This is a genomic window from Streptomyces sp. NPDC097981, from assembly GCF_040302565.1.
GTDB lineage: Bacteria > Actinomycetota > Actinomycetes > Streptomycetales > Streptomycetaceae > Streptomyces.
The window spans coordinates 100,874-125,655 of record NZ_JBEORW010000021.1 but is presented as its reverse complement, the minus strand read 5'-3'; the positions used below and the strand labels follow the sequence as shown (position 1 = coordinate 125,655).

General features: G+C 71.5%; 18 protein-coding genes. 8 read left to right on the top strand and 10 right to left on the bottom strand.

The window, feature by feature from the left end:
• Nucleotides 1–81 precede the first annotated feature (81 nt).
• The 4 genes from ABTY04_RS21395 to katG all read right to left on the bottom strand — a co-directional run bounded on the left by ABTY04_RS21395 (nt 82) and on the right by katG (nt 7,559).
• Complete coding sequence (locus tag ABTY04_RS21395; protein WP_352214939.1) at nt 82–1,725, bottom strand: PKD domain-containing protein; 1,644 nt, start codon at nt 1,723–1,725, stop codon at nt 82–84.
• A 111-nt stretch (nt 1,726–1,836) separates the two neighbouring features.
• Entirely contained in the window at nt 1,837–2,550 is a 714-nt protein-coding gene (locus ABTY04_RS21390; protein ID WP_352214938.1) for a hypothetical protein, read from the bottom strand.
• Nucleotides 2,551–2,874: 324 nt separating this feature from the next.
• Nucleotides 2,875–4,971, bottom strand: coding sequence for a SpoIIE family protein phosphatase (locus ABTY04_RS21385; RefSeq protein WP_352214937.1), 2,097 nt, complete (start codon nt 4,969–4,971; stop codon nt 2,875–2,877).
• Nucleotides 4,972–5,327: 356 nt separating this feature from the next.
• The gene (gene katG, locus ABTY04_RS21380; RefSeq protein WP_352214936.1) at nt 5,328–7,559 is read right to left on the bottom strand and encodes a catalase/peroxidase HPI; all 2,232 of its coding nucleotides are present in this window, start codon (nt 7,557–7,559) and stop codon (nt 5,328–5,330) included.
• A 323-nt stretch (nt 7,560–7,882) separates the two neighbouring features.
• Here katG and ABTY04_RS21375 point away from each other — a divergent pair, with 323 nt between their 5' ends.
• Complete coding sequence (locus tag ABTY04_RS21375; protein ID WP_352214935.1) at nt 7,883–8,293, top strand: Fur family transcriptional regulator; 411 nt, start codon at nt 7,883–7,885, stop codon at nt 8,291–8,293.
• A gap of 15 nt (nt 8,294–8,308) precedes the next feature.
• Here the strand turns inward: ABTY04_RS21375 and ABTY04_RS21370 are convergent, their stop codons facing one another.
• From ABTY04_RS21370 to ABTY04_RS21355, 4 genes are all read right to left on the bottom strand, one after another.
• Nucleotides 8,309–9,892, bottom strand: coding sequence for an alpha/beta fold hydrolase (locus ABTY04_RS21370; RefSeq protein ID WP_352214934.1), 1,584 nt, complete (start codon nt 9,890–9,892; stop codon nt 8,309–8,311).
• Nucleotides 9,893–10,190: 298 nt separating this feature from the next.
• Nucleotides 10,191–11,396 (bottom strand): MAB_1171c family putative transporter, encoded by a 1,206-nt coding sequence (locus ABTY04_RS21365; protein WP_352214933.1) that lies wholly within the window; start codon nt 11,394–11,396, stop codon nt 10,191–10,193.
• Between the two features lie 228 nt (nt 11,397–11,624).
• A complete protein-coding gene (locus ABTY04_RS21360) occupies nt 11,625–12,563 on the bottom strand; it encodes a GDSL-type esterase/lipase family protein (protein ID WP_352214932.1) in 939 nt (312 codons plus the stop codon).
• Nucleotides 12,564–12,936: 373 nt separating this feature from the next.
• On the bottom strand, nt 12,937–13,602 hold the full coding sequence (locus ABTY04_RS21355; protein ID WP_352214931.1) for a TetR/AcrR family transcriptional regulator: 666 nt from the start codon (nt 13,600–13,602) through the stop codon (nt 12,937–12,939).
• An 88-nt stretch (nt 13,603–13,690) separates the two neighbouring features.
• On the opposite strand from ABTY04_RS21355, the gene ABTY04_RS21350 reads away from it, so the two are divergent.
• From ABTY04_RS21350 to ABTY04_RS21340, 3 genes are all read left to right on the top strand, one after another.
• Nucleotides 13,691–14,569 (top strand): helix-turn-helix domain-containing protein, encoded by an 879-nt coding sequence (locus ABTY04_RS21350; RefSeq protein WP_352214930.1) that lies wholly within the window; start codon nt 13,691–13,693, stop codon nt 14,567–14,569.
• 371 nt (nt 14,570–14,940) lie between these two features.
• A complete protein-coding gene (locus ABTY04_RS21345) occupies nt 14,941–16,389 on the top strand; it encodes an amidohydrolase family protein (RefSeq protein ID WP_352214929.1) in 1,449 nt (482 codons plus the stop codon).
• 9 nt (nt 16,390–16,398) lie between these two features.
• Nucleotides 16,399–17,868, top strand: coding sequence for an MFS transporter (locus ABTY04_RS21340; protein WP_352214928.1), 1,470 nt, complete (start codon nt 16,399–16,401; stop codon nt 17,866–17,868).
• Here the strand turns inward: ABTY04_RS21340 and ABTY04_RS21335 are convergent.
• On the bottom strand, nt 17,852–19,072 hold the full coding sequence (locus ABTY04_RS21335; RefSeq protein WP_352214927.1) for an IS110 family RNA-guided transposase: 1,221 nt from the start codon (nt 19,070–19,072) through the stop codon (nt 17,852–17,854). The two genes, ABTY04_RS21340 and ABTY04_RS21335, sit on opposite strands and share 17 nt — an antisense overlap.
• A 209-nt stretch (nt 19,073–19,281) precedes the next feature.
• Between ABTY04_RS21335 and ABTY04_RS21330 the strand changes: the two genes are divergently transcribed.
• The 4 genes from ABTY04_RS21330 to ABTY04_RS21315 all read left to right on the top strand — a co-directional run bounded on the left by ABTY04_RS21330 (nt 19,282) and on the right by ABTY04_RS21315 (nt 24,294).
• Nucleotides 19,282–19,677 (top strand): cupin, encoded by a 396-nt coding sequence (locus tag ABTY04_RS21330; RefSeq protein WP_352214926.1) that lies wholly within the window; start codon nt 19,282–19,284, stop codon nt 19,675–19,677.
• A gap of 117 nt (nt 19,678–19,794) precedes the next feature.
• Nucleotides 19,795–20,139 (top strand): hypothetical protein, encoded by a 345-nt coding sequence (locus tag ABTY04_RS21325; protein ID WP_352214925.1) that lies wholly within the window; start codon nt 19,795–19,797, stop codon nt 20,137–20,139.
• Nucleotides 20,140–20,143: 4 nt separating this feature from the next.
• Nucleotides 20,144–22,867: a VWA domain-containing protein gene (locus ABTY04_RS21320; protein ID WP_352214924.1), complete on the top strand. Its 2,724-nt coding sequence runs from the start codon at nt 20,144–20,146 to the stop codon at nt 22,865–22,867.
• A 38-nt stretch (nt 22,868–22,905) separates the two neighbouring features.
• The gene (locus tag ABTY04_RS21315) at nt 22,906–24,294 is read left to right on the top strand and encodes an extracellular solute-binding protein (protein ID WP_352214923.1); all 1,389 of its coding nucleotides are present in this window, start codon (nt 22,906–22,908) and stop codon (nt 24,292–24,294) included.
• A 10-nt stretch (nt 24,295–24,304) separates the two neighbouring features.
• Here the strand turns inward: ABTY04_RS21315 and ABTY04_RS21310 are convergent, their stop codons facing one another.
• A complete protein-coding gene (locus tag ABTY04_RS21310) occupies nt 24,305–24,751 on the bottom strand; it encodes a DUF7144 family membrane protein (protein WP_502996687.1) in 447 nt (148 codons plus the stop codon).
• Nucleotides 24,752–24,782: the final 31 nt, after the last annotated feature.

The following is a 24,782-nucleotide window of genomic DNA, read 5'->3' as shown; positions in this document are numbered from 1 at the left end:
TTGTTGCCGGACCACGCGCGAGCGCCCCGGGAAGGCACCCGTCAAGGGCCTTCCCGGGGCGCGTTCACGCCTGCCGGTCGGTCAGTTCGTCTGGTAGACGCCGAAGATGTCGACGACCAGGTCGATGTCGTCCCAGCCGCGGTTCCAGTAGTCGACGATGCCGTTGTAGCCCATGCCCGCCTGGACCAGGTTGGGGACGGTGTCGCCCTTCTTCCAGTTCAGGTTGGACGAGTTGGGCGGGGTCGGCCAGATCGCGCGGTCGTTGTCGTAGTCGCTCAGCGAGTTCGGGTCCGGCGACACGGTGAGGTACCCGTCGCCCCGGGTGTTGGTGGCCGTGGTGTTCAGTACGTAGGCCGTGTTGGTCGGGCGCGTGCTGGACAAGGGCATGTAGATGTAGCCCTGGCCCCCCAGCGGGCCCCACTTCCAGTCCGCGGGGTCGCGGGTGTCGAGCAGCCGCTCCGGCAGGAAGGGCAGGTAGGCGCCCTGGCTGTCCTTGCTGTAGTAGCCGACCACGTCGACGATGACGTCGGTGCCCTTCCAGGCGCCGTTGCGGATGTTGACCGAGCCGTCGGGGCCGACCGGCACGATGACCGAGTTGGCGACGGTCTGGCCGCCGCGGAAGTTGAGGTTCGACGTGATCGGGACCGAACCGCCGCTCGGGAAGACCGTCAGGTGGCCGTCCTCGCGCGGGTTGGTGACGGTCACGTTCAGGGCCACGGCCGTGGCGCCGTACGGGATGCTGCCCTTGCCGGTGATCTGGACACCGATGGTGCCCTGGCCGGCGACCTGGCCCTGGCCCTCGCGGGTATCGAGGAAGCGCGAGGGAGCCAGCGGGGTGTAGCCGCTGGAGGAGGTTCGGGTGAAGTAGCCGGTGATGTCGGCGATCAGGTCGACCGACTCCCAGCCGCCGTTGTACAGGTCGACGTAGCCGTTCTTGTTGACCGGCACGATCACCAGGTTCGGAACGGTCTGCCCGGCCGAGAAGTTGACGTTCGACGTGGTCGGACGCTCGCTGCCCTCGGGGAAGGCCGTGATGTGGCCGCCGCTGGTGGTGTTGGTCGCCGTGACGTTGAGCACCACGGCCGTGACGCCCGCGGGGATCCCGCCGTTGCCGGAGATCTTGACCCGGGTGGTGCCGTACGGGGCGACCTTGCCCTGGGGCGCGCCCGTGCCGTCCCGGGTGTCCAGGAGGCGGGTGGGCGTGTACGGGGTGAAGTCGGAGCCGGGCGTGGCGATGGCCAGCTCGTTGACGGCCCGCTCGCCCGAACCGTCCGACAGGGTCACCTTGATGGTGTACGCGCCGATCTCCGCGTACGTGTGCGTCTCGGTCGAGTTGGTCGGCCCGTTGGCACCGAAGGTCACGCTGGTGCCGTCCCCCCAGGCGACGTTGACCGAGAGCGCGGTGCCCGGGTCGCTGGTGACGGCGACGTCCAGGCTGATCCCGCGCGCGCTGAGGCCCTTGGCGGTCAGGCCGGCCGTCGGCTGCGTGGCCGCGGTGCCTTCGGTCTGCGCGGAGGCGTCGGCCTTGCCCCCGCCGGCCTTGCCCTTGGCGCCGGACGAGCTCTGGACCGTCCGCTCGGCAGGGCTCTTGAAGGTGGTGAAGTTCGACGCCGCGACCTTGTTCAGGTCGACGCCGGGCGCGGTCACCCCGTGCGCACCGGCGGCGCCCGGCGTGACCGGCCCGGCCTGGGCCACCCCCGGTACGAGACCCACACTGGCTGCCACGACGGCAGCGGACATTACAAGTCGGCGATTGCGCACCGGCCCCCCATTTTCGGTCAGCGCTTGAACAGGTTCGAAAGCCTGCTCAGGGTACACAGCCGCACGGCGTTGTGCTCAGGTGCAGGTGAGGGTGAACGTCAACGAGTCGTTCGCTCCCGAGCTCGTGGTGGTGTCCTCAAGGAAAGCCGTCACCCGGGGCGCCGGATCCGTGGCCTTCGCCCGCGCCGCCGACTTGGTGACGAACACAGGAACCGCCGTGGTCGGGGCGGTGAAGTTGACCACCGGGGTGGATCGCTTGCCCTGGGAGCTGCTCCACAGAACGGGGACTTGGCCGGTTCCCGTTCCGGTCAGCTTGCCCTCGAACTTGACGTCCTGGGGCTTGCTGCAGTCGACGGCCGCAGTGGCGGTCGACGCACCCGTGATGTCCACGTCCGTGATGTGGGCCTTCGCGGTGGCGGGGACCCTGGGCGGCTTCGTGCAGTTGACCGTCAGCTGGTTGTGCTTCTTCTGGCTGACCTTGACGGTGTACGTGCCCTTCTTGACGTCCTCTTCGGTGAAGGAGCCCTGCTGGTCGACGGTGCGGTTGAAGTTCTCCGGTCCTGTGACCTTCACCAGCGCACCCCCTCTGAACCCGTCGAGCACGAGGTCGAACTCGGCGGGATTCGTGTTGGGGGCCACCACCAGCTTGCAACTCGCCGCCTGCGGGGCCGCGCTGAGGGCGGCGGGCGCGCGATCGACCGGCGAGGCCTGGGCGGCCATCGTCGGGGGCAGGGCGATGGAGGAGGCCAGGAGCGGGGTGAGAAGTGCGTAACGAGCATGCCGATTCATGCGTTCCCTCCTTGCCGGGAGGCATTGGCGGAGCGGACGGGAATCGCGGCTGAGCGCACCGTGCCCACGGGCCGTGCGGCGGCGGAAGACGGGGCGAGTACGACGCCGGGGCCGCGGGCTGCGGCCCCATCGGCTCGCCATGATGTACCGAGGCCGACGCTCAGTCCCGGCCGGCCCGGCTTCCGACGCGCGGCGCCGCGAATGTCCTGAATTTCAGGCTAGCTCCGCGAGCGGTGCGCGGCACGCCGAGCATGCGCCGGGGCCCGCCCCCACCGGCTCCCGGTCCGCGGCGCGTTCGCAAGGTGCGGAACCTGAGCGGGCCCGTCACGGCTCGTCCCAGGACCGATGGGTCTGCTCGGTCCAGATGGTCTTGCCGCCTGCGGTGTACCGGGTGCCCCAGGCCTGGGCGAGCTGGGCGATGATGAACAGCCCACGCCCGCCCTCGTCGACGACGCTCGCGTGGCGCAGGCGGGGATTGGACAGGCTGCGGTCGCTGACTTCGCAGGTCAGCACGCGGTCGTTGATCAGGCGCAGCTCCAGCGGAGGGCTTCCGTAGCGGACGCCGTTGGTGACCAGTTCGCTGACGATGACTTCGGTGTCGAAGGCCGCCTCCTCCGAGACGCCCCAGGTGGTGAGCCGGCTGCGGACGAGATGTCTGGCGGTGGCGGCGGCCGTGGGGGTGTCCGGGAGTTCCCAGACGGCCACCCGTTCGGCAGGGAAGGCGTGCGTGCGGGCCAGGAGGAGTGCCGTGGGGCCCGCCTCGGGTTCGGCCTCGGCTGCGAAGGTGTACAGGAGTTCGTCCCGCAGGTCCTCCGGGGCGCGGCCGGCTTGTGCGAGCACCCGCCGGAGTGCATCGGAGCCGCCCGATCGTTCCAGGGCCGGGATCGGGGCGTCGGAGAGCAGCAGGAGGCTGCCGTCCGGGATCTCGAAGGTCGCGGCGGCGAACGGTGCCGTGTCGGCGCTCCCCAGCAGGGACCCGGACGGCACGTCGAGGACGTCGGTCTCCCCGTCCGCACGGACGACGACGAGACGCGGGGAGCCGGCTCCCGCGACGGTGCAGGTCCCGGTCAGCGGGTCGTAGACCGCGTAGGCGCAGCGGGCGGTGAGGGCTTCGCGGTGCAGAGGGTCGGCGGCCGGCAGGGCCGCGCGCTCGGCCGCCAGGTAGGACGCGGTGTCGTTCAGCCTCGCGAGGAGCTCGTCGGGATCCAGGTCGAACGCGGCCAGGGAACGGACGACCGTGCGCAGCTGCCCCATGATGGTGGTGGCGTGGAGCCCCTTGCCGATGACACCCCCCACGGCGAGTGCGGTACGCGCTCCGGACAGCGGGATGGTGTCGTACCACTGCACCCCGCCGTCGGAGGGCAGCAGCAGGTACGCCGTCTCCAGCCCGGTGTGCGAGGCCGGGCCGCGGGGGAGCAGCTGCCGCTGGACGGTCGCGGCGATCGTGTGCTCCCGGGTGTAGCGGCGGGCGTTGTCGATGCACAGGGCCGTGTGGTCGGCCAGCTGGAGTACGAGGTCGACATCGTGTTCGTCGTACGGATCGGGCTGTTGCGTGCGGTACAGGCTGATCAGTCCCAGCACGGTGTCCCGTACGGCCAGCGGAGCCGTGACGAGGGAATGGGCCCCCGATGAGCGGATGGCCTCCGCGCGGTCCGGGTCCGAGGCGAGCCACGGCTGCTCGCCGTCCAGGGCGACCGCGCGGGGCCGCAGGTCGGCAACGGTCTGGCTGTAGGGCGTGGGGGCGGGCAGAGCGCGTACGTCGCCCACGGGATGCGCGAGCGTCACGTCGGTTCCCTCGCCGCTGCGGAACGCGACGCGGCGCAGGGGAACGCCGGGCGGAAGCGGAGCCAGCGGGGGTTCGTCGCCCCGCAGCAGGGCATCCACCACTTCGACGACCGCGATGTCGGCCACCTCGGGCACCAGGACGTCCACGAGCTCCTGGCAGGTGGTGATCGCGTCGAGCGTCCGCCCCACCTGCTCGCGGGCGATGCGCAGCACTTCCGTGCGGGCGCGCCCCCTCTCCCGCTCGGTGACCTCGACCACGGCCACCGCGAGGCCGAGCACCTTCCCGGAAGGCGCTTCGAGGCGGAAGACGGACATCTCGTGGAAGTGCTCCTTGCCGGGATCGGCCCGGAGGCGGGTCCGTACGAGGTGCCCCACCGCGGCCGCACCGCTGTCCAGCACTCCACGGACGATGTTCATGGCGTCGCCGGTTTCGATGATCCCGTAGACCTCGTCGAAACGGTGCCCGACAACCTCCTCGACCTGCACGTCCCGCATCGCGGCCGTCGCCGTGTTGACGCGCAGGACGCGCAGCTCGGTGTCCAGCAGGTGCAGTCCCACGGGGGACTGGCTGAAGAGGACGTCCAGCATCGCAGCCTCTGGCCCGCTCAGAGGCGCGGCCGACTCGCTTTGGGCCACCGGAAACACCTTTGCTGCTCGGATCCGCCGGCGGACCTTCCCGAGTGCCCACCAAGGCCTGTATTACCCCATTCATTTAGAAATGCGAAAGATATCGGGTGGGGGGAGGGCTGCCGTTGCCGGGTCGAGTACGGCCTGATGGCGGCAGAGGCGTCGAGAAGCGCGCGGGAGCGCGCCGCGATGCCCGGCTCCCGCGCCGCCGGTGCCGCTTCAAGCGTCTCCCATCGGTGCCCGCTCCGCAGGCCGGGTGTGCGCAGCGGGCCGATGCGGTACCGGGCGCTGCGCAGCCGGTGGACGATCCTGGCGTGTACCGCGTCGTCCGGGCCGGCCGTCGCCGGCCGGCCCGGACGACGCGGTCAGACGAGGTCGAACCGGTCCAGGTTCATCACCTTGACCCACGCGGCGACGAAGTCCTCCACGAACTTCTCCTTCGCGTCATCGCTCGCGTAGACCTCCGCGAGCGCACGCAGCTCGGAGTTCGACCCGAAGACGAGGTCGGCCCGGCTGCCGGTCCACTTGACCTCGCCCGTGGCGGTGTCGCGGCCCTCGAACGTGTTCGCGTCCCCGGACGTCGCCTTCCATGTGGTGCCCAGGTCGAGCAGGTTGACGAAGAAGTCGTTCGTCAGCGACTCGGGCGCGTTGGTGAACACGCCGAGCGACGACTGCTGGTGGTTCGCACCCAGGACACGGAGCCCGCCGACGAGGACCGTCATCTCGGGGGCGCTCAGCGTCAGCAGGTTCGCCCGGTCGACGAGCAGGTACTCGGCCGGCAGCCGGTTGCCCTTCCCGAGGTGGTTGCGGAAGCCGTCGGCGGCCGGTTCGAGCGCCGCGAACGACTCCACGTCGGTCTGCTCCTGCGCTGCGTCCGCGCGGCCCGGCGTGAAGGGGACCGCCACGTCGAAGCCGGCGTTCCTGGCGGCCTGCTCGACGGCCGCACCGCCGGCGAGCACGATCAGGTCGGCGATCGAGACCTGCTTGCCACCGGTCTGGGCCGAGTTGAAGGACTGCCGGATCCCGTCCAGGGTGCGCAGCACCGTCGCCAGCCGGTCGGGGTCGTTGACCTCCCACCCGCTCTGCGGCTGGAGGCGGATGCGCCCGCCGTTGGCGCCGCCGCGCTTGTCACTGCCGCGGAACGACGAGGCCGACGCCCAGGCAACGGAGACGAGCTGGGACACCGACAGGTCCGAGGCGAGGACCCGGGCCTTGAGGGCGGCGACGTCGTCGGCGTCGACGAGCGGGTGCGTCACCGCCGGGAGCGGGTCCTGCCACAGCAGGGTCTCGGCGGGGACCTCCGGGCCGAGGTAGCGCACGATCGGGCCCATGTCGCGGTGGGTCAGCTTGAACCATGCGCGGGCGAAGGCGTCCGCGAAGTCGGCCGGGTTCTCCAGGAAGCGCCGCGAGATCCGCTCGTAGGACGGGTCGATGCGCAGTGACAGGTCGGTCGTCAGCATCGTCGGGGCGTGGGTCTTCGACGCGTCGTGGGCGTCGGGGACGGTGCCCGCACCGGCATGGTCCTTGGGCCGCCACTGGTGCGCGCCGGCGGGGCTCTCGAACAGCTCCCACTCGTAGCCGAAGAGGATCTCGAAGAAGCTGTTGTCCCAGGCCACCGGGGTGTTCGTCCAGATGCCCTCAAGACCGCTGGTGATCGCGTCGGCGCCCTTGCCGGTGCCGAAGGCGCTGCTCCAGCCGAGCCCCTGCTGTTCCATCGGGGCGGCCTCGGGGTCGGCGCCGACGTTGTCCGCGGGGCCCGCGCCGTGGGTCTTGCCGAAGGTGTGGCCGCCGGCGATCAGGGCGACCGTCTCCTCGTCGTTCATCGCCATCCGGCGGAACGTCTCCCGGATGTCGCGGGCCGCGGCGAGCGGATCGGGGTTGCCGTTCGGGCCCTCCGGGTTGACGTAGATGAGGCCCATCTGGACCGCGCCGAGCGGGCTCTCCAGCTCGCGGTCGCCGGTGTAGCGCTCGTCGCCGAGCCAGGTGGTCTCGGGACCCCAGTACACGTCCTCGTCGGGCTCCCAGACGTCCGCACGACCGCCGCCGAAGCCGAAGGTCTCGAAGCCCATCGACTCCAGGGCGACGTTGCCGGTGAGGATCATGAGGTCGGCCCACGATATGTTCCGGCCGTACTTCTTCTTGACGGGCCACAGCAGCCGGCGGGCCTTGTCGAGGTTCCCGTTGTCCGGCCAGCTGTTGAGGGGAGCGAAGCGCTGCTGCCCCGCGCCGGCCCCGCCGCGGCCGTCGCTGATCCGGTAGGTGCCCGCGCTGTGCCAGGCCATCCGGATCATGAACGGGCCGTAGTGGCCGAAGTCGGCGGGCCACCAGTCCTGCGAGGTCGTCAGCAGCTCGGCGATGTCCCGCTTCACCGCCGGAAGGTCGAGGGTCTTGAACGCCTCGGCGTAGTCGAACTCCTCGCCGAGGGGGTTCGCCACGGCGGGGTTCTTGGCGAGGATCTTGAGGTTGAGCCGCTCGGGCCACCACTGGCGGTTACCGCCGCCCTGGGTCGGGTGTGCGGCGCGCTCGTGCGCGACGGGGCACCCGCCCCCGCCCTCCGCCTTCGCTTCTACGGCGTTTGCATCATGGTTCTCAGACATGGGAATCCTTCCAGACCGGGCGGATCACGGTGCTAAGGACGTGCGGGCGGCGGCGGAACGACCAGCCGGTTCGTTGCGGCGTACGGTTCCGGCCGCAGGGAGGACCGACCCACGGGCCGGCGTCGCGCAGCTACTCGGCGGTCGTCCGTCACGTGTGTGTCTCACTGCGGTACCGGAGTCTTCCTGTCCCTTGGCTGCCGACCGGACCGATCCTACGATGGACGGAATCCAAGTCAAGAAGTGTGCCAAACCCATATCCGATAGGGACCCGGACACCTGTCCGGACTCCGGCCGTCCCGCCAGACCTGAATGGGTGATCCGACATGAGCGACCTGCTGGAACGACTGCGAGGACGTGGCTGGCGGATGACCTCCCAGCGACGTGTCGTTGCGGAGGTACTCGACGGAGAGCACGTGCACCTCACGGCCGACGAGGTCCATGCCCGTGCGGTGGAGCGGCTCCCGGAGATCTCGCGGGCCACCGTCTACAACGCCCTGGGCGAGCTGGTCGGTCTCGGCGAGGTCGTCGAACTGTCCACGGACGGCCGCGCGAAGCGCTACGACCCCAACGCTCACCACCCGCACCAGCACCTGGTCTGCTCTCGCTGCGGGACCATCCGGGACGTCCACCCGACCGGCGATCCGCTGGCCGGCCTCCCGGTGGAGGAGCGGTTCGGGTTCACGGTGTCGAAGGCAGAGGTCACCTACCGCGGGCTGTGCCCGTCCTGCGCCTAGGCAGACGGGCCACGGCTAGCCGGGCCGCTTGACGCAGGTCCGGTCCCGATTCGGCAGATTCCCGGTGGCCAGGCACGAGTTGACCTCGTTGTCGACGCAGGCGGCACCGTACTCGCCGTACAGCGCATGGCGGTTGGCGCCTTCGAGCGTGAGCAGCCTGGAGCTCGGCAGCTGCTCGTGCAGGGCGACGCTGCTCCGGTACGTGGTACGCGGATCGCCGGTCGCGGCCACGATCAGCACCGGGGCGTCGCGTCGTACCCGGGTGGGCTCCTCGCGCGGCCGGTCCCAGAAGGCGCACGGGCCGATGTTGTTGCTCACCGGGCCGAACAGCGGATGCGCGGCGCGGCTGTTCTCGATGTCCCGCCAGTAGCGCTCGGGATCGCGCGGTGCGGCCACGTCCCCGCAGATGACGGCGGCCTGGACCCCCGTCGGCGCGTCCTGACCGCGCAGCAGGAACCTGAGCGTCCCGAGGAACTCCGGCGACAGCGGGGCCGACTGTCCTCCGGCGGCCTTGACCAGGGCGGAGACCTGCTCTCCGAGGAGTGCCCGTGCCGTGTCGGTGTCATCCGCGATCCCCATGAAGAGGAGGAGCGGGACCTGGGTGTCGTCGATACGGAAGACGTCGGGGGCGGTGCCGATGCTGAGGGGGCCGCGCGCGGAGGCCGCGACGACGCGGTCGACGGTGGCGAGGACCTCGGAGCGGGTGCGGCCGAGACCGTACGCGTCGTTGCGGCCCGCCGCCCAGGCGGCCCAGTCGGAGAGCGCCTGCTCGTTCTCGCGCTCCGTGCCCCGGAGCAGCAGAGGACCGTAGTCGCCCGGGGCGACCGCCCCGTCGAGCACCACCCGGTCGTAGCGGCCGGGGAACATCTGGGTGTAGACCGTGCCCAGGTAGGTGCCGTACGAGTAGCCCAGGTACGAGATCTTCCGCTCGCCGAGCGCGCCGCGGATGACGTCCATGTCCCGGGCGGTGTTGCGGGTGCTGATGTGCGGCAGTACCGAGGCGTCGGCGGCGCGGCACTTGTCGGCCACACCCTTCTGCAGGGCGACCTGCCCGTCGAAGCCCGCCCGGCTGCCACCGGCCGAGAACCATGTGGTGCCGACGGGCAGCCCGCAGTTCAGCGGGGTGCTACGGCCGACGAAACGCGGGTCGAAGCCGACGATGTCATAGCGCGGGCCGACCTCCTTCATCGCGTCGCGGACGTGCGGCGGGGACTCGACCGCGGCGCCGCCCGGGCCGCCGTTGTTCAGGAGGATCGCGCCGATGCGGTGACGGGTATCGGTGGCCTTGAGCCGGGAGACCGCGATGGTGATGGTGCGGCCCCGGGGGTCGGCGTAGTCCAGCGGGACGATCACGTCCGCGCACTGCACCCCGGCCTTGTCCAGATCGCGGCCCGTCGTGTCGTCGGGGCCCTTGACGCAACTGCCCCAGCCCAGGTGCTGCCGGTAGTAGCGGTCGAGCCCGGTAACGGCGGCGTGGCCGAGACTCCCGCCGGGAGCCGGGGTACCCGCGGCCACGGCCGGGGAGGCGGTGAGGCAGGCCGCGAGGGCGAGGCCGCCCAGGGCTCCGGCGCGGCGCGCGGCAGGGCTGACGGTGCTCACGAGGTCTCCTTGGGTCGGGGGCCGCGGTCGGAGTCGGCGCCCGCCGGGAGGGACGAGGCCGCCGCCGGTACCGCCGCACACCGCCCCGGCCTGCATAAACCGACAGGGGATTGCTTCTCGCTGTCCTGTACATGTGTCATGCAGTCAGACGTTAGAAGCGCGGCCGCGCACATTCACTGAGGCTGACCCCCAGATCCCGTGGGGGACAGCACCACCCCGCGCTTCGACACGACGGTCTTGCGGGCGTCCCGAATCGCCGGCGGCGGGGCAGGCGATCACGGAACCGTCGGCAACCACGTCAGGGCGTGGTGCTGCCCTCCAGGACGGCGGTGTGCCGGAAGGAACGCACCGTGGCAGACCTGGCCAGTGCCCGGGACATCAGGACCAGGCCCACGGGGCTGTTCGGCGAGACCAGGACCGGGCCCGCGTCCCTGGCCACGGGATCTTCCGGCGCACCCCCGGTACGGCCCCACAGGATGACGGCACACGCCAGGGCGGCCGCGTCGGCCGCGGCCGTGGCCTCCTCGGCCGAACGGCCGGCTTCCAGCTCCCGCCACAGCGCCTGGTCGCGTATGCCGGCCTGCAGGTAGGGGCTGACCGTGAGGATCCCGTCGTGGATGTCCGACTCCCGCTGGGTCAACCGGATCTCGATGGGCGTCCACGGGCCGCCGGCCAGGTTGATGCTGTGCCGCGTCGCCCCCTGCAGTTCCCGGGACAGCGCGCGGAGCCCGCAGTACCGGCGCCACATCTCCCACTGGTCCATGACGTGCCGGGAGACGAGCGGCAGGACGAATCCGGTCGCGATCAGCAGCGCGGACACGGAGGCGAGCGTCGGGGCGACCTCGGTGCTGAGGACGTCCCAGTCGCCGCCCGCCCAGCGGGCGCCGATCGCAGTGAACTTGGCGATGTCGTAGAGCAGGTTCAGTACGTATCCGAAGGCGATCAGCCCCAGCCCCGCGCGGAGCGCGCCGTGGACCTCGCGCGCCCACCTCCGGCACAGGAGCGTCATGGTGACCGCCGCCGTGGTGTGGGCCGCCAGGTAGAGGAGGATCATCTCCCTGATGTACGGCGTGGACGCGTAGTACGTGTCCAGATCGCGCAGGCGCTCGACGGGGGCGTCGCCGAGCGCGAAGAGCACGTTGATCACCACGATCACCGCGAGGGTGACCAGGTTGCACCAGCGGGAGCGCCGACGTGTCCGCTCGGCGTCCGCCGGTCCGCTGCTCCAGCGGAAGATGAGCACGATGTTGGCCCCGGAGAAGGCCGTGAGCAGCGAGAAGACGACCGGCGCCGCGGCGTTCGGGACCCCCGTGATCCTGTTGACCGCGACGAGCGTGGGGATCGCGGTGAACCCGAACACGGCGGTCGCCAGCGTGAGGAGCGTCAGGACGGACCGCAGGAGTTCGTCGCGGGGATTGCGCCAGAGGGCGGGGACCTTGAGGCCCGCGGCCACGAGCAGCAGGACTCCGGGCAGGTAGAAGCCCAGTCCGTTCGAGTCGTTCACGCCGCCCCCTGCTGTTGCCGCTGCTGCTGGTGCCGGGCGGTGGCCGCAGGCCTGTCGACCGGGTGTCCGGACGTCCGAACCCGTCGGTCGGCTCGGGGGTTGGTCATGTGCGGGGGTTCCTCGTGAAGGGTCGGGGGAGAGGGGGCGGGCTGCCTCGTCGGCACCGGCGGGCCTTGCCGGTTCGGCGGGCGGGAACCGGACTCCGCCGCACCGCCACCGTGGCCGGGATCAGCGGCCGAGTGCGTCGAGGTGCCGGTACAGCGCCTCGTGTCCGTCGTGGCCGGGGTGGACGCCGTCGACGAGCAGTCCGGTCCTCCCGCGCAGCGGCTCCCACATGTCGAGGTAGTCGATGTGGTTCGCGTCGCACCAGGTACGCATGACCTCGCGCACGGCCAGCGCCCGCGCCTCGGTGAACCGCAGACCCTCGTAGTCGAGGGTGCGCTCCTCGTCGATCCACGTCGGTCCCGCGACGACGAGTCGCGCATGGTGGTCCAGAGCCGTGGCGGCCAGCGCGGCGAGCCGGTCCTCGATCAGCTCCGGCTCGTCACCGTGACCGGCCGGGGCGGTGAGCGGCAGGGCGGAGTCGTTGAGGCCGGCGGCCACGAGGAGTGTGTCCGGCCGGCGGGGAGCCAGCAGCGCGGGTGTCTGCTCGCTCACCTCGGACAGGTGACTTCCGGGTATCGCCAGGTTGAAGACCCGGTGCGCGGTCTCGTTCCGCGCGATGTGGGCGGCCGCCAAGCGCCCTGCCCATCCGCCGCGCGGGTCACAGCGCCCGTAGGCGATGCTGTCGCCCACGATCACGATGCGCTGCGCCGGGCGCAGCGGTTTCGCATCCAGGTAGGCCCAGACGCGCTCCCCGGAGGTGAGGACCACCTGCCGGCGGGCGTGGTCGTCGACTTCATGGGCGTCGACCGCGGCGAGGTCCTGGTCGGTGAGGCGCAGGACGGCGCCCTCGACCGCCGCGCCGAGCTTGCGCTCCAGGACCGGGCGGACGTCGAGGCCGCCGGCGGCGATCACGGACGGGCCGGTGATCGGCAGGGGCGGGGTGGTGTATCCGGCCAGCGAAGCCGCGGACGTGGGGACGGCCCGGCCGAACAGAGTGGTCTGTACCCGCTCGTCCGTCAGCGTGCCGAAGGAAAACAGGGTGTGGGGGCGTGATCCGGTCACTTTGAGTCGCGCGGCCTTTCCTGGGAGAGCGATCAACTCACCCTAACGGCCGGCCCCGTACCACCGAACGCAGGCCTCCCCCTCTGGTCAGCCCGGTACGCCGGGACGGCCGGGCGGAACGAGGGCGGGCCGCAGACCGACGGGATCCGGCCATGACCCCGGCGGTCGGCGGACGTGTGCGGCAACGCCCGGGCGGAGTCTTCCGGCTCGGGCTCCCCGCCCCGCGCCGACCACTGCGATCGGGCCAACCGGCCGAGTTCGGGATCGCCTTCTCCATGTCCCCCGCGGGACCGGAGAGGCCTTCGCCCACACCCCGGCGGGACAGGTACGCGTGTCGCTGGGCCCGGACGTCCAACGGCCGCGCAGCGAGCCGTCATGGCGTGGCGACGAGCCCGTCCACCAGTGCGCGGAGCCCGTCCAGGTACGTGTCCTCGGCGGTCAGCGGCGCCCAGCGGTCCGCGGCCTGTGTCAACCGGGGGAGCTCATCCGGGTCGAGACCGGCGAAGACCTCCTCCCGGTAGGTCGGACGCTCGTCGGCGCGCCGCCGGCCCGCCGCGGCCCGGACGATGACCTCTCCCGCCGTGTAATACCAGATCGCCCGGTAGCCGTGTACGGCCTGATCGAGGGTCAGTCCGCATTCGACCAAGCCGTCCACGATCTGCTCGACGAACCACAGTGCGGCCTTGGACATCAGGTCGTCGGCGGTCAGCACCTCCGCGACCCAGGGACAGTCGGCGAGCACCTCGTGGATCGCGGCCGCGGCGAGGACGACCCGTTCGCGGGGGTGGTCGGCCCGTTCCGGCCGGCGCAGTGTCCGCTCGGCGTGGTCGTCCAGCAGCAGGACGAGCAGTTCCTCCTTGTCGCGGACGTGGTGGTAGAGCGCCATGGGCGTGCTGCCGACCTCCGTGGCGAGCCGACGCATCGTCAGCCGGTCCACCCCGTCCTCGTCCACGATCCGGCGGGCCGTCCCGATGATCTCCTCACGGGAGATGCGGGGAGGCCGGCCGATGGTCTTGCGGGGTACGGATGGCTGAGGCATGCCCCCATCATCTCCCAAGGGTGTGCGGTCGGGTGAAGGCCCACGGTCCGGGTGTTCGCGCAGCTCCACCGGGGTCTAGGTTGGGGCCATGAGTGACAGCACTCCTCTGGGGGAGTTTCTCAGGGCACGGCGCGAAGCCCTCAAGCCTCAGGAGGCGGGCCTGCCCGGGCGCGGCCGCAGGCGGGTGCCGGGGCTGCGCCGCGAGGAAGTCGCCCTGCTCGCGGGCGTGAGCGTCGACTACTACATGCGCCTGGAACAGGGACGGGAGACCAGCCCGTCCTCCCAGGTCGTCGACGCGGTCGCCGCTGCCCTGCAGCTCGACGACGAGGCGCTCGGCCACCTGCGCAGGCTCCACCGGGCGCCCCGGGAGCGCCGCACCCTGCCCGTCGGCCACGACGGGGTCGGCAGCGGGCTGCTGCAACTGCTCGACAGCTGGCCCGACAACCCCGCCTTCGTCCTGGGGCCGGCCCTGGACGTCCTGGCGCACAACACCCTGGCCGCGGGCCTGCACAGCGGATTCCGGCGGTTCGACAACCTGGCCCGCATGGTCTTTCTCGACCCTGCCGGGCGCGACTTCCACCAGGACTGGGGGAGGGCCGCGCACTCCTGCGTCGCGGAACTGCGGGCCGCGTACGGACACGACCCCGTCTCCCCGCGGATCGCCGAGGTCGTCGACACGCTGGGCGCGAAGAGCCCGGAGTTCGCCGGACTGTGGGCCCGCCACGAGGTGCGGGCCAAGACCCGGCAGGCCAAGAGGCTCGCGCATCCCGAGGTCGGCGCTCTGGAGATCCGGTTCTCGGCCTTCACCGTCAACGATGCCCCGCACCAACAGCTGGTGGTCTACCAAGCCGAACCCGCCAGTGCCACCGCGGCCGCCTTCGCGGAACTCCGTTCCCGGGCCGGCCACGGCTTGTCCGCACGGGCGGATCAAGAGGAACCGGCGCGCCGGGCCCTCGGCGCCGTCTGACCTCCTGCCCGGCGAGGGCGCGCTCGTCGCCCTCGCGGCACCGTACGAGGTGTTCGCGGCGGAGGGCGCCGTGCGTCCACGGCCGGCAGGCACCCGGGCCGTTCTTCCGCGGCGGGGTCCACCCGGGTTCCGGCACCCGGCATGGCGACCGGCCGGCCGGACCGGTGCGGCGACCCCCGACACGGTGGCCCGGCGCGGCCGGCCGGCTCCACGGTGCGCACACCAGGTCAAGTCCCGTGCCTTTCCTGGGTGCGTGACACCCAGGAAGACGGCGACCTGGTTGGCGCGCCGAACGCCGACGAGGCTGGTGACCGGGCTGCCCCCGGGGCAGCCCGCCACCTCCCCCTCGTGCGTACGGAAGCAGACCTCCCATGAATCTCCACGACACCACCGGCGATGCCGGCCTGGACCGGATCCGGCGTCGTCCCGCCGACCGGCGGCGCATCCTGTTCACCGGCGCGACCATCGTCACCATGGATCCCGGCCCCGGCCCCGGTGTCATCGACCGCGGCGACCTCCTCGTCGAGGGCGACACGATCACCGCCGTCGGCCGCGGCCTCAGCGCGGGCGACGCCGCCGTCGTCGTCGACGCCACCGGAACGATCCTCACCCCCGGCTTCGTCGACACGCACCGGCATGCCTGGGAGGCGCAGCTGCGCCGGATCATGCCGGACGTCGACGACCTGGGCGGCTACGTCATGTCCACCCTGGCCGGCTACGCCCCCGTCTACCGGCCGGAGGACATGTACACGGGAACCAGGCTGGCCGCCCTGACGGCGATCGACAGCGGTATCACGACGATGCTCGACTTCTCCCACAACTCCCGCACCCGTGAGCACTCCGACGCCGCGATCCAGGCCCTCCTCGACACCGGGATCCGAGGCGTGCACGCCTCCATGGGCCCGCACTTCGGCGACTGGGACCGGCAGTGGCCCGGAGATCTGGCCCGTATCAAGGACCGGTACTTCAGCAGCGCCGACCAGCTGCTGACCCTGCGGCTGGCGACCCTGGCCACCGATGAGATCGCCGGCCCGGCCCTCGCCCATGGAGCCGAACCGGCCCGGTTCGCAGCCGAGTTGGGAATCGGCGTGAGCGTCGACGCCGTCTTCGGTGCGGCTTCCTCCGAGGCGGTACTGCGCTGGGCCGAGGGCGGCATCCTCGGCCCCGGAACCACCCTCATCCACTGCACCGGACTCACCTCCGAAGCATGGAAGGCCATGGGGGAGACCGGCACGACCGTGGCGCTCGCCCCGACCTCCGACGCCCAGATCGGCCTGGAGACCGCGATTCCCGCCATCGACGAGGCCCTGTCCGTCGGCATCCGCCCCGGTCTGAGCATCGACGTCGAAGTCGCTTTGGCCAGCGACATGTTCACGCAGATGCGGACCCTGCACGCCATCCAGCGGATGCGCGCGGTCGATGCCGCCTACGGCACCGGCCGGCAGCCCTCCCGCATCACGACCCGCGACGTCCTGGACTTCGCCACTCTCCAGGGCGCCCGCACCAACGGACTGGCGGGCGTCACCGGTTCACTCACTCCGGGCAAGAAGGCGGACCTGCTGGTCATCCAGGCCGAGGACCTCAACAACATGCCGCTCAACGACCCGATCGGCACGGTCGTGCTGGGCTCCGACGCACGCAACATCACCGCCGTCCTGATCAACGGCGAACCCCGCAAGTGGAGCGGGCAGGTCCTGGACGTCGACCTGCCGGCACTGCGCCGTGAGGTGCACGCCTCACGCGAGTACGTGCTGAACGGCACGGCCCGTTCCGGGGCGGGGGAGTGCCAGGGCCTCGACAGGGACGGTCGGACAGGTTAGTTTCTATACATGTATAAAAACTTAGGAGGGCGGCCGGGCGGCGTGCTCGCGGCAGCGGCCGTGGCCCAGTTCGTCGTCGCCCTGGACATGTCGGTGGTCAACGTCGCCCTGCCGGCGATCCGCACGGCACTGGGATTCGCTCCACTCGACCTCTCATGGGTCGTACACGTCTACGCACTCACCTTCGGTGGGTTGCTGCTCCTGGGCGGCCGTGCCTGCGACCTGTACGGCCGGCGCCGGCTGTTCGTGCTGGGCCTCGCCGTCTTCGGCCTGTGCTCGCTGGCCGGCGGCCTGGCCCAGGAACCCTGGCAGCTGATCGCCGCCCGCGCCGGGCAGGGCATCGGCGCCGCCGCACTCGCCCCGGCCGCGCTGGCGATGCTGACCACCACCTTCGCCGAGGGCCCCGGGCGCGTCCGTGCGCTCGGGGTGTGGAGCGCGGTGAACGCCGCGGGTGGCGCGCTGGGCGTACTGGCAGGCGGGCTGTTGACCGAGTACGCGGGCTGGCGCTGGGTGATGCTGATCAACCTGCCCATCGTGGCGGCGGCGCTCGCGCTGGTCCCCGCAGGCGTGCCGGCCGACACCCGGCAGACCCGGGGTGAGCGGCCGGACGCCCTCGGCGCCGTCCTCGCGACCGGCGGAACCGGGCTGCTGGTGTACGGGATCGTCCGTACCGATGCCCGGGGGTGGGGCTCCCCGGCCACGCTGACGACACTCGCCGCCGCGGCCCTCCTGCTGACCGCCTTCGCCCTCGTCGAGTCCAGGACCCCCGCACCGCTCCTGCGCCTCGGCCTGCTGCGCAGCCGATGGGTCGCGGGCGCGAACGTCCTGGTGTTCCTGGCCGCGGCCGGGCAGTTCGCCGCGTTCTACTTCGTGTCCCTGTACATGCAGCGGGTCCTGGGCATGGGCGCCGCTGCGACCGGCGCCGCATTCCTGCCCTTCTCCGCGGGTCTCGTCGCGGGGACCGTGGCCGCGACCCGCATCGCCGCGGCCCGCTCCCCCCGCGCGTCCCTGGTCCCCGGAGCCCTGGTGGCCGCCACGGGACTCGCCTGGTTCGCGTGCATCAGCCCCGACGGCGGTTTCCTCACCGACGTGCTCGGGCCTTCCGTCCTCACCAGCGTCGGCGCCGGGCTCGTCCTGGCCCCGGCCGCCGCCGCCGCGACCACCGGTGTCGCCCGTCGAGAGGCCGGTATGGCCTCCGGCCTCCTCAACAGCTCCCGCCAACTCGGCGGCTGCATCGGTCTGACCGTCCTGGCCACCCTCGCCGCACACCGTACCGGCACCGCCACCGACCCCGCCGCGCTGGGCGACGGGTACGCCCTCGGCCTGGCCGTCACCGCCGTCCTCTTCCTGCTCGCGGCGGCCGTGGCGATCGGCGTGCTGCCCCGCCGCGCGACCGCCACACGTCCCCTGTACTCCGCTGCCCCACAGAACACCAACGGGAAGGAACTTCCCAATCGTGTTGTCAAGCCGCTCCCGTGACGGGGGGTGAAACATGAAAGCACTCTCCGTCACGGATCATCGCCCACAGGACGTTGAGGCGTCGGCGTGCGAGAGCCGGCAGGGCCTGCTTGTGGCCCTTGCCCTCGCTCCGCTTCCGGCCGTAGAACGCCTTCGAGACGGGGCAGCTCTGAAGGCTCAGCATGGCCGACAGATACATGGTTCTCAGCAGACCGCGGTGGTATCGCCGGGGGCGGCGCAGGTTGCCGCTGACGCGTCCGGAGTCACGTGGCCTGGGAGCCGGGCCGGCGAACCCGGCCAGGCGGTCAGGGCTGCCGAAGGCGTCCATGTCGCCACCGGTGGCGGCGAGGAACTCGGCTCCGAGCTTGGTGCCCATGCCGGGCAGGCTGCGGATCACCTTGGCGTGCGGATGCTCGCGAAACCGGGCCTCGATCAGGGCATCGAGCTCGGCGATCTCCTTGTCCAGGGCCATCACCCCCTTCGCGAGTCGGACCACCATGGCGGCGGCCAGCTTCTCGCCGGGCAGCGCGGTCTGCTGGGCCTGGGCGGCCTCCACGGCCGTCTTCGCCAGTGCGGCGGCGCCGCGGACCTTGCGGTTCTTCAGCCACGTCTCGATCCGGCCCGCGCCTGCCCGACGAATCGCGGCCGGGGTCTGGTAGCCGGTCAGCAGCATCACCGGACCCCGGTTGGTCAGCTCCAGGGCCCGTTCCAACGCGGGGAATATTTCAAGCAGTTGAGCGCGGAGGCGGTTGATCTGCCGGGTCCGGTCGAAGACCGTGTCCAGGCGGCGGGTGGTCAGGGTGCGCAGGTCGACGGCGACCTCGTCGCCCGGCCGCAGCAGGCCGAGGTCACGGCGGACGCGGGCCTGGCCGGCGATGACGAAGGCGTCCTTCGCATCGGTCTTTCCCTCTCCGCCCTTGTAGGTCGCCGAGGCCCGGTGGACCGCCAGGCCGGTGAGGTAGGCGACCGGCTGGCCGTGGCTGACCAGCAGGCCGATCAGCAGCGCGGCACCGCCGTGGTTGAGGTCCACAGCCCACAGCGCGTCGGCGGAGATCTCCAGGACATCGCCGATCAGGGCGAGCAGTTCACTCTCGTCGTTCGCGACCCGGCGGGACAGCAGACGCTTGCCATCCGTGTTGATCACCACGCAGTGGTGGTGCGTCTTGCCGATGTCCACTCCAGCCCAGATCTCGGGCACGTTCCCCTCCGCCGGCTCGTCGTACATCGATCCCGCAGACGACCTCGCCGACGTTGTCCTACGCAGCGATCGGAGTCGCATCTCCCAATTGACGGTCGAGTCGTCGCGGGGCTCCGGGCGGCCAAGTTCCTTAAGCCATCGAGCGGTCTACGCCATGACAGCCATACCCAGAACCCCTGGGCCCTCCGATCTTACGAATGACCAGAGCAACCACACTTGAAAGGTAGGACACCGTCATGACGACGACACCCATCGACCTGTTCTCCTCGGCCCTGCACTTCCACCCCGACGGCGGTCTCCGGGCCGCGGACCGGCAGATGACGACCAGCGACTCCGGCGCCTGGCAGATCGCCGCCTTCCACGTGGAGAGCGCCGCCGACGTCCACGGCGACCACTGGGAGATGCACCCCGAGGCCGACGAGGCCGTGTGCTGCCTGACCGGCGGCGTGCGCCTCTACTTCCGCCCGACCCGGCCGGGTGCCGCCGAGGAGATGACGCAACTGCCCGCGGGCACTGCAGCGATCGTGCCCCGCGGCCGCTGGCACCGCCTGGAACTGGACGCTCCGAGCGACCTGATGTCGATCACCCTGCGCCGCGGTACCCGCGTCGAGGCGCGCACCGACACCCGCTGACCGGTATGCGGCCGGCCCGGCGGATCCATGCCGCCGGGCCGACCGCAGGCTCGCCAAGGGCTGCCCCTCCGTCCGACTCGCGTGTCATGATGTTGAGTCGCTGCCGAGGGGGAGGCCATGGCGAATACCGTGATCCGCGTACGCCTGACGCAAGGGGCGAGCGAGAGCGACATCGGGGCGTTGAAGGCGTGGCTCGAACGCGAGCAGAAGCTGGAAGCGCTCAGGAACAGCGGCATGCTGGAGATCCAGGAGCGGGCGGGAACCGAGGACGGGCCGGCCAGCCCCATGGGAGCCGGTATGGACATCACGCTGGTGCTGATCGGAGCGGCCGCCACCAAGTTATTCGACGAAGTGTTCGAGCAGGTGAAGAGCGGGGTCCGTGCGTGGCGCGAGAACCGCCGTGCCGTGGAACGCGGCGAACCACCAGAGGTCGATGTCGCGCCGGGCGGCGACGGGAGATAGCCCGGTGGTGCGCTTCGACCCGCGCGGGAAAGTCAACCGGGCGCTGCTCGTCGGGGTCCCCGACTACGACTACAAGCAGCCCGAGCACCCCTTCGGAGTGTCGGGCGATCTCAAGGCGGTCGGCCACAACCTCGCCGGCCTGGAACGGGCGCTCCGTGAGGGCGGGGTCTTCCCCGAGGACGGGATCACCGTCGCCCGGCCGCGCACCGTGGACGAGTTCGACCAGCACCTGGACACCGCCGTCGACACGGCCGAAGGGCTGCTCCTGCTGTACTTCTCCGGCCACGGCGCCGTACCCAGCACGGGTGACGAACTCTGGCTGCTGATGCGCCGCGCACGGATCGTCCCGGGCACCGAGTCCGTGTTCCTCGGCGCCGCCCCCTGGAAGAGCGTCCTCACCGTGCTGTCCCGCACCAGGGCGGAGCAGGTGGTCGTCGTCCTCGACTGCTGCTACGCGGGCAACGCCTCGGCGGCATGGGACGCGCTCGACACCGCCCAACGGCAGCGGACCTCGTTGCTGATGAGCGTCCAGGCCAACAACCGCATCGACGCGGGCGGGGGCGACACGCCGACGCCGTTCACCGCGCAGCTCGTCCGCTTCCTGCAGGACGGCCTTCCCGGACAGGACGGAGACGGCGACGGAGACGGCGGCGAGGTCGGCTTCGACGGCCTGGCCGACCGGCTCAGGACCCACATGTCCGCGCACCACACCACGCTGCGCGAGCCCCCCGAGCCATGGGAACCGCAGAGCCGCTCGGCCACCTCGGGCATCGACGTACTGCTCGCGGCCGCTGCCGGCCGCTCGCCGGGCGCGCCCTCGTCCATGCTGTTCGCCGACCCGGGCGGGGGTGGCGGCACGCGGCCTTCGCCGCATTCACCGGCTCCCGGAATCGGTGCCGGCGGCCCACGACCCGGTGTGATCGGCAGACTCCTCCCGCTCACCGGCCGCAGGCTCGCGGCCGTCGTCGGCGTGCCCGTGACGATCGCCTGCCTCGTCGCCACGGGCCTCGCCGTGTTCGGCGGCGGTGACCGGCCCCCTTGCAAGCCGCCCCTCGAACTCCGGCTGCTCACCGACCCCGATCTCGAACCCACCGTCCGCAAGGCGGCGGAGGCGTATCTCATGTCCGACGAGAACAGGACGGGAGACGGGTGCCGGCGCAGCGGCATCACCGTCTACAGCGCCGGAGCCGCCGCCGCTGTCGCCGCGTTCGGCAGGCAGTCCGACCCGTGGCAGCGTCCGGCGCGCGACGACAACAACCCGCAGCGCGACATCGGGCCCCAGCCGGACATCTGGATCCCGGCCTCGTCCGCGAGCGTCGAACGGACGCGTACCGCCACCTCCGAGCGGATCTACGCCGTGCTGGAGCAGGATCCCGAGCCGTTCGCGTACTCGCCGCTCGTACTCGCCGTACCGCAGAATCTGGCGGCCGAGGCGGTCGCCGACCGGGTGGGCGGCCTCACCGCCCTGCGGGATGCGCTGGGGAGGCGCGAGGTGAAGGGCGAATTACGGCGCACGGACCCGGAGAACACCGACGCCGGCCTCCTCGCGACGGTCGGCCTGTACGGCACCGGAGCGCCGGACCCGGCCGGCGCCGAACGCCTCGTGGCACAGCCGGGACCGCCCTCGCGCACCGGCGCGGACCTGCTGTGCACCCTTCCCGACAGCGAGGCGGACGAGCGGACCACCACCCTGGTGCCGGAGTTCCTGCTGAAGACCGCAGTGGGGTGCGACAGTGCGACCCGGGCCCGGCGGATGGCCGAGTACCCCGTCGACGTCCCCGGGCTCACCCCGACGTTCGTACGGGTGCGCTGGCGCGGCGCCGACCGGGACAAGGAGGCGCGGGACACCGCGGTGGAGGGGTTCCACGCGTGGCTGACCGGCAAGGAGACGGCCGGGAAGAACGGCGCGGCGAAGCCCGAGTCCACGGCCCGGGGCGGTCTCGCCGTATTCGGGCAGGACGGATTCCGCAGCGCATCGGGCGGCCACCGGCCCCTCGGCAACGGCACTGGCCCCTCCGCCGGCAGCGGCCCCGGTGTCGTCTTCAGTGACTTCGGGGCCCTGGAGGACCCCGGCCCGCTTCCGGCCTCCCCCATTCCGGCCGCGATGAACGCGGCGCTCAAGAGCTACCGGGAAGCCAACGGCCCGGGCCGGGTGCTCTTCCTGCTCGACTCCTCCGGATCCATGGGCGGCCTGTGGGAGGGCCCCGGCGGCGCGCCCGGCATCATCGGCCAGTCCCTCGCCGGACTCGGCGATCAGGACGAATACGGCGTCTGGGGCGTTGCAGCCGAGCCGGGCAGCCCCCGCCCGTACGGTGAAGTGCTGCAGTTCGGCAAACACCGCCGCGAGGAGGCCCAGACCACCATCGCGGCTTCCGCCCAGGTCAAGGACCTGGAAGCCGATCCCTACCGGGCGCTGGTGGCAGCCCTGGAGTTCATGGGGCAGCGCAGCACCGACGACCGCCGTCCGCAGCTGATCGTCTACATCACGGACGACGAGGACAACAACCGGATGACCGAAGGCGGCCGGCTCGGCGAGCTGCTCCAGACGGCGCGGGACAAGAAGACACCGGTGGTCATGGCGTCTCTCGACAGCGGTGGCTGCGACAAGGGCAAACCGGACGCGGCCGTCTCCGAGGCGAGCGGCGGCCGCTGCCTGGACACCAAGGGCGACCTGGTCGCCCGGCTGCGGGACGAGGTCGCCAGAACCGGAACGGGGGACCAGGGATGAGGCATGGCACCGGCCCCTTGCGGCGGGGCACTTGCGCGATGCTCCTCCTCCTGCTGTTCGCAGCAGGGTGCGACGCCGACGGACCGGGCGGCCCGGACGGTTCCGGCGGCGAGCCGTCCGGCGCCGCGGGCGCGGCCGACGTCCCGGGCGAGATCGTGCTGGCCAGCGGCCGGGACGTGACCGGCAAGGGCGGCATCCGCCAGCAGCTGATCGAGGAATGGAACCGGCAGCAGGAGAGCAAGGGCACCGGCTACCGCGCCCGCCTGGTCGAGCTGCCCGGCTCGGCGGACCAGCAGCGGAGCCAGCTGCTCGGCGCGCTCCAGTCCGACAGCGCCGAGTACGACGTGGTCAACCTCGACGTCACGTGGGTACCGGAGTTCGCCGCCGCGGGTCTCGTCCAGCAGCTTCCCGACAAGCTGGTCGATGCCGACGTCATCAAGTCCGTGGCCGCCACCGCCCGCTGGAAGGACAAGCTGTACGCCGTCCCCTTCAACAGCGACGTCGGGCTGCTCTTCTACCGCCGCGACTACCTGAAGAAGGCGGGCGTCACGGAGACCGACCTCGGCAAGGGCACCAGTTGGCCCGTCGTCCGCCAGCTGATCGGCGCGCTCGACGCCGCGGGCAAGAAGCTGCCCGCCTACGAGAAGGGGTGGACCGCACAGCTCGACGCTTCCTACGAAGGGCTCACCGTCAACGGCATCGAGGCCTTCGCCTCCGCCTCCGACGGGTTCGCCCTCACCGACAAGGAGGGCCGTTACGCCGGTTCGGTGGACGACCTGAAGGCAGGGCTCGACGAACTGCGCACCCGCATGCAGGCCGCCTACACCCTGCCGGACGCCGCTCACTCCGACGAGGCGGACACGCTCACCGACTTCGCGGGCGGCCGTACCGGCTTCCTGCGCCACTGGCCGTACGCCTACCGCACCCTTCACCAGTCCCTCTCCGAGCAGGACCTGGGCGTGGCCCCGCTGCCCGGCAGGGCGGTGCTGGGAGGCCAGAACCTGGCCGTGGCCCGGGGCTCGCAGAGGTCCACCGCCGCCCGGCAGCTCGTCGAGTTCCTCACCGGCAAGGACAGTGAACGCTGCCTGCTCGACGCGGGGTTCGCCGCCGCGAGGCTCTCCGCGTACGAGGACAACAACCTGACCTGCAAGGCGGCGAAGCCGCCCGGCCAGGCCACCGCGGCTCCGACGGCGGAGCGCACCGACCGGATGCCACGGGACGCCGCCGGCCGCCCGGCCTACGCACGGGACATTCTGCTCCCTGCCCTGGAGAACGCGGTCCAGCGGCCGCGCACCCCCCTCTACGGCGCCTTCAGCCAGACGTTCACGGCCGAACTGGCCCGGCTCCAGGGCGAGAAGCCGCCTTCCGACGCGGAACTCGCCAAGGATCTGGACGCCCGGCTGAAGAAGGCGCTGTCATCGGGCTGAGTCATCGGGCTCATGCCACCTGGCCGTCGTCGGCCTCCTGGTGCATGCCCCGGCACAGCGCCCAGACGATGAACAGGTTGACGGCGACCAGCGTGAGGGCCCACAGGGGGTAGTACGGCACCCACAGGAAGTTGGCGATCGCGCCGAGCCCTGCCACGAACACACCGAAGAAGCGCGCCCACAGTGCTCCGCCGAGCACGGCGAACCCGGCGAGGACGATGAGGATGCCCAGGATGAGGTGGATCCATCCCCAGCCCGTCAGGTTGAACTGGAACACGTAGTGACGTGTGGCGAGGAACAGGTCGTCCTTGGCGATGGCCGCGATTCCCTCGAAGATCGCCATCGCTCCACCGAAGATCATCAGTGCTGCCGCGAGGATGGTGGTGCCGGATGTGGGCCCGTGATGCGGCTGCGGTCCGGCGTGGGCGGATGCGGGTCGGGCGGGGTCACTGGCCATGTCGGCCTCCTTGCTTGGCGGCGCCCTCCGG